General features: G+C 64.7%; 10 protein-coding genes. 5 read left to right on the top strand and 5 right to left on the bottom strand.

All coding sequences use genetic code 11. From position 1 onward, the window contains the following. Positions 1 to 494: 494 nt before the first annotated feature. Positions 495 to 2,090, bottom strand: a complete 1,596-nt coding sequence (locus CHB87_RS20005) for a YifB family Mg chelatase-like AAA ATPase (RefSeq protein WP_089410228.1) — start codon at positions 2,088 to 2,090, stop codon at positions 495 to 497. Positions 2,091 to 2,235: 145 nt separating this feature from the next. Between CHB87_RS20005 and CHB87_RS20010 the strand changes: the two genes are divergently transcribed. Both CHB87_RS20010 and CHB87_RS22670 read left to right on the top strand, forming a co-directional pair. Then, entirely contained in the window at positions 2,236 to 3,219 is a 984-nt protein-coding gene (locus CHB87_RS20010) for a HEAT repeat domain-containing protein (protein ID WP_245818128.1), read from the top strand. 110 nt (positions 3,220 to 3,329) lie between these two features. Further along, positions 3,330 to 4,964 (top strand): L-serine ammonia-lyase, encoded by a 1,635-nt coding sequence (locus CHB87_RS22670; protein WP_245818130.1) that lies wholly within the window; start codon positions 3,330 to 3,332, stop codon positions 4,962 to 4,964. 135 nt (positions 4,965 to 5,099) lie between these two features. Here the strand turns inward: CHB87_RS22670 and bla are convergent, their stop codons facing one another. The 3 genes from bla to CHB87_RS20035 all read right to left on the bottom strand — a co-directional run bounded on the left by bla (position 5,100) and on the right by CHB87_RS20035 (position 8,188). Next, positions 5,100 to 5,993: a subclass B3 metallo-beta-lactamase gene (bla, locus tag CHB87_RS20025; RefSeq protein WP_089410229.1), complete on the bottom strand. Its 894-nt coding sequence runs from the start codon at positions 5,991 to 5,993 to the stop codon at positions 5,100 to 5,102. Positions 5,994 to 6,053: 60 nt separating this feature from the next. After that, entirely contained in the window at positions 6,054 to 6,818 is a 765-nt protein-coding gene (locus CHB87_RS20030; RefSeq protein WP_176441885.1) for a class I SAM-dependent methyltransferase, read from the bottom strand. A gap of 527 nt (positions 6,819 to 7,345) precedes the next feature. Beyond that, on the bottom strand, positions 7,346 to 8,188 hold the full coding sequence (locus tag CHB87_RS20035) for a hypothetical protein (RefSeq protein WP_089410231.1): 843 nt from the start codon (positions 8,186 to 8,188) through the stop codon (positions 7,346 to 7,348). A gap of 112 nt (positions 8,189 to 8,300) precedes the next feature. Here CHB87_RS20035 and CHB87_RS20040 point away from each other — a divergent pair, with 112 nt between their 5' ends. From CHB87_RS20040 to CHB87_RS20050, 3 genes are all read left to right on the top strand, one after another. Beyond that, positions 8,301 to 9,338: an NAD(P)/FAD-dependent oxidoreductase gene (locus tag CHB87_RS20040; RefSeq protein WP_089410232.1), complete on the top strand. Its 1,038-nt coding sequence runs from the start codon at positions 8,301 to 8,303 to the stop codon at positions 9,336 to 9,338. A 115-nt stretch (positions 9,339 to 9,453) separates the two neighbouring features. Next, on the top strand, positions 9,454 to 10,587 hold the full coding sequence (locus CHB87_RS20045) for a citrate synthase (RefSeq protein ID WP_089410233.1): 1,134 nt from the start codon (positions 9,454 to 9,456) through the stop codon (positions 10,585 to 10,587). A gap of 129 nt (positions 10,588 to 10,716) precedes the next feature. Next, entirely contained in the window at positions 10,717 to 11,772 is a 1,056-nt protein-coding gene (locus CHB87_RS20050) for an alpha/beta hydrolase (RefSeq protein WP_176441886.1), read from the top strand. Positions 11,773 to 11,834: 62 nt separating this feature from the next. On the opposite strand, the gene CHB87_RS20055 is transcribed toward CHB87_RS20050, so the two are convergent. After that, positions 11,835 to 13,358, bottom strand: a complete 1,524-nt coding sequence (locus CHB87_RS20055) for a GDSL-type esterase/lipase family protein (protein WP_089410235.1) — start codon at positions 13,356 to 13,358, stop codon at positions 11,835 to 11,837. Between the last annotated feature and the right edge of the window lie 243 nt (positions 13,359 to 13,601).

Consider the following 13,601-nt stretch of genomic DNA (forward strand, 5'->3'; position numbering starts at 1 on the left):
GTTTTTGAAACATGGAAGGACCGTCGACTGCGGGGGGCGGTCCTTTACTACAGTTGTTGCGGAACTCGCTGCATCCACATATTGGACGCAGACCGTGCGGTAGAAGCTGCACGGATTTGGCCCTCAATCCTTATATTTCCCGATTTGTGGAGGAAAATCCCGCCTTTTGAAGGCGAGGAAGGGCCTTTCAAATCGATTGATCCAGAAGCATGGTCGAATATCGCCGGAGACAGAAGTTTCGACGAATCCCGTTGACCCTCATGAAAAGTAATTGGTGTGGCCAGCGCAGTCAATACTTTTTTTGGGAGGCTGACCGATCATCGGGTACGGAAAAAGGGATTTCCCGAAGTGGTTCCCCACTAAATTTGGCACAGACTCACATTTTGCCAACCTGAGCGGAGCGAAGGACCTGCCGCTGTCTTTAAAAACTACAGCGCATTGGACGGAAAATCTGGTCCTTCGCTTCGCTCAGGCAGCAAACCTTCTTGGGCCGATTACGACCAGTAGCTGCGGTCGAGCGTCCGGTACTGGATCGCCTCGGCGATATGTTTTACCGCCACATCCTCCGCCGCGTCCAGGTCGGCGATGGTGCGGGCGACCTTCAGGATGCGGTCGTGGGCGCGCGCGCTGAGGCCCTGCTGCTGCATCGCGCGTTCGAGCAGGCGCTCGGCGTCGGTCGAAAGCTCGCAGAAGCTGCGAATCTGCTGCGTGTTCATCTGCGCGTTCGAATACACCGCCTGGGACGCGGCGCGGGCGCTGCCCTTCGTCCGTTCGGCGTTCTTCACGGCGAAACGCAGATGTTGACGCTCGCGCGCCGCCAGCACACGCCTGCGAATCTCGGCCGAACCCTCCGCCGCCGTGCCGCTGCGCAACTCCTTATACTGCACCGCCGGAACCTCGATGTGAATGTCGATGCGATCGAGCAGCGGCCCGGAGACCTTCGATACATAGCGCTGGATCAGCGGCGGCGTGCAGGAGCACTCGCGGCTCTTATCGTTGAAGTAGCCGCAGGGGCAGGGATTCATCGCCGCCGCGAGCATGAAGCGCGCCGGGAAGCTGAGGCTCATGCTGGCGCGCGCGATCGTCACGACGCCGTCTTCGAGCGGCTGGCGCAGCACCTCCAGCACGTTGCGCGGAAACTCCGGCAGCTCGTCCAGGAACAGCAGCCCGTTATGAGCGAGCGAGACCTCGCCCGGCCTCGGCACGGCGCCGCCGCCGATCAGGCCCGCGTCCGAGATGGTGTGGTGCGGCGAGCGGAAGGGCCGGTGCGTCACCAGGCCGTCCTCGCCGTTCAGCACGCCGGCGACGGAGTGGATTTTGGTCGTCTCGAGGGCTTCCTCGAACCGCAACGGAGCCAGAATCGACGGAAGCCGCTTGGCCAGCATCGTCTTGCCGGAGCCCGGCGGCCCGATCATGAGGATGTTATGCCCGCCCGCGGCGGCGACTTCGAGCGCGCGCTTGGCGACCTGCTGGCCGCGTACGTCCTTGAAATCATGGGCGAAGCTCTGCATCTCGTCAAGCATCGCGCCGGTCTCGACGCGCAGCGGTACGGCGGCGATCGCACCAAACGCCGCCTGGTTCAGCAGTTCGCGAACCTCCAGCAGGCTCCGGACGGGATAGACGTTCACGCCTTCGACCACCGCGGCCTCGCGCGCGTTGCTGGCCGGGATGACGAGATTCCTGATCCCCTTGGCCCGCGCCGCGATGGCGATGGGCAGCATGCCCTGCACGGCGCGCAGCGTGCCGTCGAGTCCAAGCTCGCCGACCAGCAGAAAGTCCGACAGATCCTTGATGTGCAGCGAGCCGTACGCGCCGAGGATGCCGATGGCGATGGGCAGGTCGAAGCCCGAGCCTTCCTTCTTCAGGTCCGCCGGCGCGAGGTTGATGGTGATGCGCGTGGGTGGGATGTCGAAGCCGGAGTTCTTGATAGCGGCGCGGACGCGGTCGCGCGACTCGCGCACAGCGGCGTCCGGCAGGCCGACCGTGTTGAAGGTCTCGTCCTTCTGGACGATGCCCGAAAAGTCGACCTCTACATCGATAATGTGCGCGTCGATGCCGTATACGGCCGCGCTGAGTGCCTTGAACAGCATGGGTCGTTCGCCTGATAAAACCGTTGGAGCCTGGTCGATCCGTTGAGGCCGGAAGTCTGATGCAGGAAAGTCATCGGAGTATAGCATTTAGACTCAAACAAACAGTTTTCTGCATCTCATGAAGGAAACGCACGCCGGAGGCCTTATGCTGCACGCTGCCCCCTCGATCTTGACAAAGATCCGGACCAACCCTTCACGCCGCGCACTCCTTGCCGGCATGTTCTTCTCTCTGCTGCTGCCCGCAACCGCACTCTGCCAGGCCACGCCGGACCAGACGCCCGCGCCGGTCGCCAATCCCGACGGACAGGTGACGCCCGGCGTCCCGACCAAGCCAAAGACCAGGGCCGAGCTAACCGGCGAGGCATGGGATCTGCTGACCAACGCGCTGAACGACGACAAGCACCCGGAGATCCGCATCCAGGGACTGGCCGCGCTGGGTACGATGGGCGTCAACCCGCGCTCGTCGAAGCTGATCGAAAAGTCCTTCTCCGATAAGGACGTGGACGTACGCACGGCGGCGATCCTGGCGGCCGGCCAGACCCGCGACCGCAATCTCTTCACCGGCATCCGCATCCTGCTCGACGACAAGGAGCCGCAGGTGGTCTTCACCGCGGCGACCACGCTGTGGAAGATGGGCGACCGCTCGGGCGAGGACATCCTGATGGCCGTCGTCGATGGCGACCGCAAGACCAACGCCAAGCTGGTCGGCGGCACCATGCACAGCATGAACAAGGAGCTGCACGACCCCGCCGCGCTCGCCAAGCTGGGCGCGATGCAGGGCGCGTCCATGCTGCTGGGGCCGTTCGGCTACGGCATCACGGCGTACGAGTACATCCACAAGAACGGCGGCGATTCGGCGCGCGTGACGGCGATCGAGCAGATCAGCGAGAATCACACGCAGCCCATCCGCAAGGAGATGCTCTCCGCCCTGACCGATAAGGATATGCTTGTGCGTGTGGCTGCCTGCAAGGCGCTGCGCACCTATCACGACTCCGACGTCGCGAACGCCATCGCAGCGCTCTTTACCGACTCCAAGCGTCCGGTGCAGTTCAACGCCGCGGCGTCTTATCTGATCTCGTCCGGCTCCGTTGCCGTGCCGCGTCCCGTCACCCACACGACCATCTACTGATCGCTTTTCCGCACCCTCTGTATGCGAGCGCGCTCTAGCCCCCATTATTCAACGTCGAAGAGCGGGCACGGCGCGGTCGCATTCCTTTACATTGATTCTTCTGAGGCGCCATGAATACCAGTCTGTTCGAACTCTTCAAGATCGGCATCGGGCCGTCCAGCTCGCATACGGTCGGCCCCATGCGCGCGGGTCTGCGCTTCGTCCAGACACTGCGCGAAACCCATGCGCTCGATCAAACGGCCAGCGTCGTCGCGGAGCTCTACGGCTCGCTCGCGCTGACCGGCGTCGGCCACGCAACCGACCGCGCCACACTGCTGGGCCTGCTGGGCGAGGCGCCCGATACGGTCGATCCCGCCCTGATCGAGGGCTACCTGGCCGCTATTCTCGACACGCAGACGCTGCGACTGGGCGGCACTCATCCGATTCCCTTCCGTGCGTCGGAGCATCTGCTCTTCCACCGCGACCGCATGTATCCGGACCCCGACGTGCCCTCGCACCCCAACGGCATGCGATTCACCGCGTATGACGCCACTGGAGCGATCCTTGCGACCGAGACGTTCTACTCGGTCGGCGGCGGCTTCATCCTCTCGCAGGCGGAGATCGCCCCCGACCCGACCGAGGCGCAGGTCACTCCGCGCGATGTACCTTACCCATTTTCGAGCGGCGCGATGCTGCTCGAGGTCGCGGAAAAGAACGGCCTCACCATTGCCGAACTTGTCCTGGCCAACGAATCCGCGTTGCTGGTGCAGGATGAAAAGAGCGGCGGCGCGTCGAAGATCATCCGGCCGCATCCGGTCGCGGTCATTCCGGAGCCGACGCTTGCGGCCTTCTCGCTGGCATCGGCGGAGGACAGCCCCTACGGCGGTCTGCCGGTAGGCGCCGCGGCGCTGGGCGCGCTGGATTCGATCAGCCTCGCGCCGCCTCCGCTCGACGAAGCCCCCGAGACCGAGACGCAGCGGATTCGCAGGAGCGTCATCGGCAGCATCCTCGGCATCTGGCAGGCCATGCAGAGCTGCACCGAACGCGGCATCGCGACCGAAGGCATCCTGCCCGGCGGGCTGAATGTTCGCCGCCGCGCGCCGCGACTTTCGCAGCGCATCTCCGCGCTCGACGAGAGCGGCAAGCCGCGCGACCCGCTGGCGCCGCTGGACTGGGTCTCGCTCTTCGCCATCGCGGTGAACGAGGAGAACGCCGCCGGCGGCAAGGTCGTCACGGCCCCGACCAACGGCGCGGCGGGCGTCATCCCGGCCATCGCGCACTACTATATGCGCTTCATCGACCTAGAGAAGAGTCCGCAGGAGAAGCAGGCCGGCATCGTGCGCTTCTTCCTTACGGCGGCCGCGATCGGCATTCTGTACAAGGAGAACGCCAGCATCTCGGGCGCGGAGGTAGGCTGCCAGGGCGAGGTCGGCGTCGCCTGCTCGATGGCGGCCGGCGGGCTGGTCGCCGCCCTGAACGGAACCAACGACCAGATCGAACACGCCGCAGAGATCGCCATGGAGCACAATCTGGGCATGACCTGCGACCCCATCGGCGGTCTGGTGCAGATTCCCTGCATCGAACGCAACGCCATGGGCGCGGTGAAGGCCGTCAACGCGTGCCGCATGGCGATGCACGAGACCGAAGGCCACAAGCTGACGCTCGACCAGGTGATCGAGACCATGTACCGGACGGGCATGGACATGCAGTCTCGCTACAAGGAGACCTCGCTGGCGGGGCTTGCCTTGAACATCATCGAGTGCTGACCCAAAGTGCTTGTCGTCCTGAACGTAGTGAAGGATCTGCTTTTTCTTCGGAGTGGAATAGCACTCACAGGCAAACAGCAGGTCCTTCGCTTGGCTCAGGATGACACGCGTTCTTGGTGATTCCAACCGACTGCTCTAACGTCTCTGCTGCTCCGCCAGCGCCTTTTCAAACGCCGCCTTCCCAGCGGCGATCGTCGCGCGGTATCCCTCGGGATCGATCCAGACCGCATCGCCCTCCTGCGGCATACGCGCGACCTTGGCGAGCAGGCCGAAGTGCTCGCCGTGGTCGCCCAGGAAGATGTCGCACGGCAGCGACTCGTAGAGCGCAAAGGTGCGGCGGAAGTCATCGGCGATGCCGGGATACGACGCCGGATGGCCGGGTGAGTCGACAAGTTTGAAATCCGACCAGAGCGTGTAGCCGCCGACGATGACAACGTTGCGCAGCCTGTCGGCGGGCTCGCCCGGCAGGTGGACCTGCATCGTCCACGTGGTGCAGCCGCGGGTGTGGCCGGCGGTGCGGTGCGCCGTCAGCGTTACGCCGCCCAACGTGACCGTGTCGCCGTCGTGCAGCACCCGGTCCACCCGCGCGGCGGGATAGCGCGGCACCGAGCCCGAGGCGAGCAGGAAGTCCGTGCCGCCGCCGGACCGGATCACGCCGGCGTCGTACTCCATCGCCATGGACTGCGCGTGCGTCTCGCGCAGCACGCGGGCATAACCGCCGGCGTGGTCGAAGTGCGCCTGGCTGTTGAGGAGGATCTTCGTGTCCTGCCAGCGGAAGCCGAGCTTCTCCACGCTGGCGCGGATGAGCGGAGGCGACGACGGCAGGTTGGCGTTGATGAGGATGTTGCCGGCGGGCGTCGTGACGAGGTACGCGGCGAGGTCCTGGCTGCCGACGTAATAGAGATTGTCCGCGATGCGGAACGGCGCGAGCGGCGTGGTCCACGCGGGCTTGACCTCCGCGTCGAGGCGGAGCACTGCAAAAAAGATGAGGCACAGCAGGCCCACGCGGCGGATCAACTGGAAGTTCATCCTTCAGGTATAAGCGCCCGCCCTGCGGATTACAGGTCGCGTACCGGGTTGGTTAACTCTTTACAGGTCCAGACGTCCGCAGGCGACGCGGCAGACGGTCGGCACGAGGATGGCGCCGTCCTTCGCCCACTGGTCGAAGAAGGTGCGCAGCGCCCGCAGCAGCGGCTGATACTGCGGATCTGTCTCCCTGGGGCAGATGGGCAGAGCCTTGGTCTGCTGGACGAGCGCCTCATAGGTGAGGGTCTGGTGACCCATGAAGGCGTCTTCGTAGAACTCATTGCGACCGAAGAAGGCCTCGACCGCGCCGGTCAGGTCGTAGGGCATACGCTTCTCGCGGAAGCGCAGGCAGTTGGTGCGCAGGACATCCTCGTAGGCCTCGGACTGCGCGGCGCCGCTGTAGACGCGGTTGTCGGTGATGAGGACGGCTGTGCCGCCCGGTCGCAGGATGCGGCGGAACTCGGCGCCCACGGCTGCCTGGTCCGGCCAGTAAAGCGCGCGCGGCGCGGTGACGAAGTCCACCGAGGACGTGGCCAGTCCGGTCGCCTCGGGCGTGCCGTTGCGCACCGTCAGGCTGGGCCACCGCCCGCGGAGCTGCTCGCACTTATCGCGCTTTTCGTGGTTGCCCTCAACCGCCGTGACGCTGTAGCCATGCTCCAGAAACAGCGCCGAAAGGCGCCCTGAACCCGCGCCGATATCCGCTCCCACCATGCCGGGCGCAAACGCGAAACGCGAGGAGAGCATCTCGATGAGCGCCTTGGGGTAACGGTTGCGTGACCGCTTGTCGTGCATCACGCGGCCTCCGGTAAACAGGTTTGTCCAGTTCATACTGCGCGCTCCGCTTCCGCCTGCCGCTGCTCGTTCGGGATTCTTCCAGGGCCCATCCACATTGCGGCAATTGAGAAAAATCATCTCACAGTCAAGCTGTTTCCGGTCCCACCTGAAAGTTGCACAAGCGAGCAAATACTGGTCATGGTGAGAAGGCTCAGAAAACTCCGCGTGGGCCGGTCGAGCACATGGAGGGTTGGAGAGCGAACGGAGTTGAGAACGCGTCCTTCGACCGCTCCGCATGCGCCGCCATCCATGCTTTTCGAGGCGTCCGCCATACAAAAAATAATTGCCGCGAAACCGTCTTTTTTCTTGACTCTCCCATGCCGCGAAACTATACCTTCCTCAACCGTGGCGCATGCCCCGGGATCGATGGCAGTCGATAGGGAGAATAGGCGAATGGCAACGAAGAAGGCAGCCAAGAAGGTCGCAAAGAAGGCCCCGGCGAAGAAAGCGAAGTAACCGCTGGCTCACCCAACAAAAAGGGGACGCCCGCGAGCGTCCCCTTTTCCCTTTTTGCGCGCGACTTACTTCGGCGCATCCATCGGCTGCGGCGCACTCTTCGGCGTCGAGAGATAGCCTGAAACCACGTTCTTCGAGATGTTGTTCACCACCAGCTCGAACAGCGCCGGATCCTTACCGCTGTAGAACTGCACCGGCTCGTCGAGACTCTTATCCTTCTTCTCGATGTTGCGGTCGTCCGAGCTGACGTTCATGGTGTACTTCGAGTGCTTGTCATCGACCTTCTTGATCTGCAGCTTCACAGTCGAAAGCAGGATCGGCTTGTCGCCCTTGTGCAGGGTGAACTCGTAGTAGTTGCGGTCGCCCTTGTGCTTCAGGATCTCCAGCTCGTCGTGATTGGTCGCGATCAGGCCGCTCATCTTGCCCTCGTCGCCCATCATGCGCTGCATGGTCTGCTTGGCCTGTTCGAGGTCGCTGCGGGTCGTGGCGATGTCGGCCTTCGCTCCGCCAACGTCGGTCTTCACACTGGAGACCTCGGTTGAAACGGCGCCGATCTGCTGCTTGGTCGCGGCCTCGGCCTGTTCGAGCTTCGCCGTCTGCGCGCTCTGCGCCTTCTGCTGCACGAGGATGGTCTGGGTGCGCAGCTCGATCTGCTTCTGCGTCATGCCGACGCTCTGGCCGAGCGTCTCGGCCGTCGCACGCAGCCGCGCGCCGAGCGCCTCGGACTGCTTCTCCAGATCGGCATTCTTCGCCTCGGCCGAGGCCAGCTTGGTCTCCGCCGCCGCGATGTGGTTGCTCAGGCCGTAGCACCAGACCAGCGCGCCGATCGCCAGCAGCAAGGACACCGCCACGACGCCGATCAGCGCATTCGAGATCGTCCGTTCGCGTTCAAACTCCGTATCGCTCATCCCACTCTCCTCTGCCCGTTAAACAGCCATCCCGTGAAAAAGTTCTTCGCTCCAAGCTATCGCATTCGCGGCGGTTTGCGGGAGATTCCGCTGCAACGGCTAAACTGAACAGATGCAGCACCCCGATATCGTCATTGCCGGCGCCGGCATCGTCGGCCTTTCGCTCGCGCTGGAGCTTCAGCAGCGCGGCCTGCGCGTCACCGTCCTCGACGCCGGACAAGCCTTGGCCCAGGCGAGCACCGCCGCCGCCGGCATGCTTGCCGTCGACGACCCGCACAACCCCATCCTGTTGAAGCCGCTCTCGCGGCTCTCGGCCAGCCTGTACCCGGCGTACCTCGACCGCATCGCCGAACTCTCGGGCCAGCGCGTGGATTTCCAGACAACCTCCACCCTGCAGGCCGTGCCGGAGGAGATCGACTACTTCGAGCCCGATGCGCAGCTTATCCGGGAGCTGGTCCCGCAGCTTGTACCCGGCTCGCACCGCTTCGCCCTGCTCGACGAGCGCAGCGTCGATCCGCGGCAGCTTGCGCCGGCGCTGCTTGCGGCGGTTCGCGAAGCAGGCGTCACGCTGTTGGAAGGCACGCCGCTCGCGCGCATCGCCTCGACCGGCGACGGCGTTCGCGTGGAGACCGGCGACGGCCAGTCGCTGCATGCAGGCTACCTCGTCGACTGCATGGGCGCATGGACGCCCGCGCCGGTCGCGCCGCGCAAAGGGCAGCTCTTCTCCGTCACGCTGCCGCCTTCCCTCGCGCTCGAGACTGTCGTTCGGACTCAAGACATCTACATCGTGCCGCGAACGCAGGGGGCGAACGCAGGGCGCGCCGTCATCGGCGCCACGGTCGAGTTCGCGGGCTTCGACAAGACAGTGAAGCCGGCGGCGATCCTTGCGTTGAACGCGCGCGCCGTTGCCCTGCTGCCGCAGCTTGCCGAGGCGCATCTCGAAGAGGCCTGGTCGGGCCTGAGGCCGGCGACCGAAGACGAGCTGCCCATCCTCGGCGCGATTGCCGCGCAGCCGCGTTACGTGCTCGCGAACGGACTCTACCGCAACGGCATCCTGCTCGCGCCCGGCACGGCGCGCGTGATCGCGCAACTGCTGATGCAGGAGACGCCCGAGGTGGATCTCGCGGCGTTCAGTCCGGCCCGCTTTTGAGGCGCAACCTACCGGAATCGCACAGCCCCTCCGATATTCGGTCATCTGCGGTGACAAGCGAATCCCCCCTGCGCTATAAGGAATTGTGCTTTAACTTCACTTGGAGATTGCGCTCATGTCGGCTGCCCCTGCAACAAAAGGTCTTGAAGGCATCGTAGCCACGACCTCGTCCATCTGCTGGATCGACGGTGATGCCGGCGTTCTCTCCTATCGCGGAATCGATATTCACGAGCTGGCTTCGAAGTCGACCTTCGAAGAGGTGACCTATCTGCTGTGGTACGGCGCGCTGCCGACTACCAGCCAGCTCGCGACCTTCAGCAAGGAACTGGCCGACGCCCGCGAACTGGATCCGAAGATCGTCGACCTGCTCAAGGCCGTACCGGCGACCGCGACGCCGATGGAGGTTCTGCGCACCGCCGTCTCGCTCGCCAGCATGTACGACGCGGACGAGAAGGATTCGAGCCACGACGCGAACATCCGCAAGAGCTTCCGCCTGACCGCGCAGATTCCCATGATCGTCGCGCTCTTCGACCGCATCCGCAAGGGCCTGCCCACGGTGGACGCCGATAAGAGCCTCTCGCACGCCGGCAACTTCCTCTGGATGCTGAACGCGGAGAAGCCCTCCGAGACCGCGACCAAAGCCTTCGACATCGCGCTGATCCTGCATGCGGATCACGAACTGAACGCCAGCACCTTCGCCGCGCGCGTCATCGCCGCGACGCTCTCCGACATGCATTCCGCCATTACGGGCGCCATCGGTGCGCTGAAAGGCCCACTGCATGGCGGCGCCAACGAGGCCACGATGAAGCTGCTCTTCGCCATCGAAAAGGCCGGCGCAGACCCCGTCGAGTATGTGAAGGCAATGTTTGCACGCAAGGAGAAGATCTCCGGCTTCGGCCATCGCGTTTATCACACCGAGGACCCGCGCGCGACCCACCTGCGCCGCATGTCCGAGGAGTTGGGCAAGGCCGCCGGCGACACGAAGTACTTCGACATGAGCCGCCAGATCGAGCTCTTCATCAAGGCCGAGAAGAAGCTCAACGCCAACGTCGACTTCTACTCCGCCAGCACCTACACGACGCTGGGCATCGACATCGATCTCTTCACGCCGATCTTCGCCGTCAGCCGTATCTCCGGCTGGGCCGCGCATGTGATCGAGCAGCACGACAACAACCGGCTGATCCGCCCGCGCGCCGAGTACACCGGGCCGGAGTATCCCGCGCCCTACGTGCCGATCGAGAGCCGGTAAAGCTCTATCGCCGATTTAGAAAAAGCAGATCCTTCGCTGCGCTCAGGATGACACCCCATAAGTCTGTCATCCTGAACGAAGCGAAGGATCTGCTTTTGCACTTCGCCCGCAGGAGTTACTATGTTCCGCATGAGACGTTCGCTGCTTACGCCCCTTGCCGCACTGCTGCTCTCCTCCTCCGCATCCGCAGTCCTCGCTCAGCAGGTCGTGCCGCTGTGGCCGCACCAGACGCCTGAGCCCGCGCAGACCACCGAGCCCGAGGCGGACGTCACCAAGCCCACCGACGCGCTCATCAGCGGCCACCGCACCGCGCGCATCGGCAACGTGACGAAGCCGACCATCACCGTCTACGCGCCGGCCGGCAGCCCCGGCGCTCCGCATGCCGCGGCGCTCGTCTTCCCAGGCGGCGGCTATGTGCGGCTGGCATGGGATGGCGAGGGCGTCGACACCTGCAAATGGCTCAACTCGCTTGGGCTCACCTGTCTGCTGGTGAAGTATCGCGTGCCCGAGCCGACCCACTACCCGGATAACTATGCCGACCTCGAAGACGCCCAGCAGGCCATGCGCATCGCCCGTGCGCATGCGGCGGAGTGGCATCTGGACCCGGCGAAGATCGGCGTCATCGGCTTCTCCGCCGGCGGCAACCTGGCCGCGCTGATGAGCACCCACCCGGACGACGACCACGTGGAGTCCACCCCGGCGGCGCCCGACGTGAATCCAAAGATCGATGCGCGCGCCAACTTCGCCATCCTCGGCTATCCCGCGTATCTGGCCGTGCCGCCGAGCAACCGCGACCTGAACCCGGTCTACACGCCCAACGCCTTCACGCCGCCGACCTTCCTGCTGGCGGCGGAGAACGATCGCTCCTACGGCTTCAACGCCGTGGTCTACTACCGCGCGCTGCTGGACGCGAAGGTGCCGGCCGAGCTGCATATGTACTCCGCTGGCGGCCACGGCTTCGGACTGCATCCGGTGGGCATGCCGGAGGAGCACTGGACCCAGACGGCGGGCCTGTGGCTTAGCTCGCTCGGCATGCTGCCGGCGGACATCCACAGGCCTATGCCAGCCCCCAGCGCCGGCGCCTGGACGAGCCCCAACGGCACTCCCTGCCCCGCACCGCCCGCGCCCCTCGCGGGACACGTCGACACGACGGCTGCCCAGCAGATCGATCCTGCCTGCTGGTAGCGATGCAGGGGATGAGGGAATAGGGAATGCAAGCCCGTTCCTGATGCCCTATTCCCCGCCTCTCAGTGTCCGTCCGTGGGCGCGGCCTGCATCGGCGTAGCCACCGCCGCCGACGCAGGCTCGCCGATCACATCCGGCCCAAGCTCCACCAACGTACGCACCAGGTTATCCGCGACGATCCGCCCAAAGACCTTCTGCCCATACGGATTCAGGTGCGTGCGGTCGAGCGGTGCCTTGCTGCCGACGGCCTTCTGCTCGGCCTTCGCGTCCGCATGCGCCACTGCGTCGAAGCCATCGGCCTGCTCCTGCGTCATCTTGTTCAGCAACTGCGTGGAGATCGAATTCAGGTCGACAACGGTTACATTCTCCTCCGCGCCCACCTTGCGCGTGGCGGCCGCGTAGTCGTTCAGATCCTGCACCACCTTGCCGTCCTTGAACGTGCGGCGGGAGAGCGACGTCACCAGCACCGGCACGCCGCCGATGGCGCGCACGTCGGCGATGTAGCGCTTCAGATAGGTCTGAAAGCTCCCGTCCGCGTCGGTGTGGACCTTCTCCGCGGGCTTCTGGTCGTTGTGGCCGAACTGGATGAGGTAGTAGTCGCCCTTCTCGTCGAGCGCCTTCTTCCACGCGCCCTCGTCGACGAAGCTCTTCGTGCTGCGGCCGTTCAGCGCGTCGTCGATGCAGGTTACGTTCTTCGTCATCACCGCGCAGAAGCCTGGTCCCCAGCCGCCGCCGAGCGCCACGGTCGAGTCGCCGACCAGCACGATCTTCACCGGCCCGCCCTCAATGACCTTCACCGCCTTCACGCCCGCGGGCGGCAGCTTCGCCGTCTCGGGCCGCACGTACGGCCGCAGCTCCGGCACGGCGTGGCCCAGGTCCACCGCGACGATCCGCCCGAAGACGTAGCTGCCCGCCCAGTTCAGGTGCGTCTTGTCGAAGATCGTCTTGCCGTCGCTGTCCTTCTTGGTGATGGCCAGCTTATTGCCCTCGCTCTCGCCGATCCGGTCGAGCAGCGCGATGCTTTCGGCCTGCAGGTCGATCAGAGGAACCTTCATGTCGGCGGCGACGCGCTTCATCGTCTCCGCGTGACCCAGCAGGTCGGAGTGGATCTTGCCGTCGGAGCCGAAGTAGCGGCGCGTCAGCGGGGTGCAGAGCACGGGCTTGACGCCCGCCGCGCGCGCCTCCGTGACGAACTGGCGCAGGTTGGCCTCGTACTGCGCCATCGTCACCTGCCGATCGTTGTGGTCCTTGCTCTCGGCATCGTTGTGGCCGAACTGGATCACCATGTAGTCCGGCCTGGTCGCCAGCGCACGATCCCAGATGCCCATCTGGCGAAAGGTCTTGGTGCTGGCGCCGCCGCGCGCCATGTTCAGGCAGTCGACCTCGGCGGTCAGGTTGGCGCAGAAGCCGCGGCCATAGCCGGCGTTATCCGTCTGGGTGGAGTCGCCGATCAGGTCGATCCGCACCTTCGTACCCGGCGCCCGCACCGCCGCCGTGGCGGGGTCGAACGCACGCGCCGGATCGCCCTGCGCCGCTGCCAAACCGGAAAAACCCATCATCAGACCGCACACCAGAAGACGCTTCATCGGACCCCATCCTGAGGAAATTTCGAACGGCTCAAGACTACCACTCGCGCGCGGCATGCGGGGAGTGGTTGGACCAATGCAAATCAACTTCACAAAAAGCCGCTATCGGGCGGTCGAACCGGCGCACCGGCCTGTTGAAAATCGGGACAGAAACTCTTGACTCGCTCCGAATATCGGCCTAACCTTTCATCAGAGCAAGGCTCCTCGCGCTTGCGCAGAGTTGAGCCGGCCCTAACGAAGTCC

It is taken from the genome of Granulicella rosea (genome assembly GCF_900188085.1).
In the GTDB taxonomy this organism is placed as follows: Bacteria; Acidobacteriota; Terriglobia; order Terriglobales; family Acidobacteriaceae; genus Edaphobacter; species Edaphobacter rosea.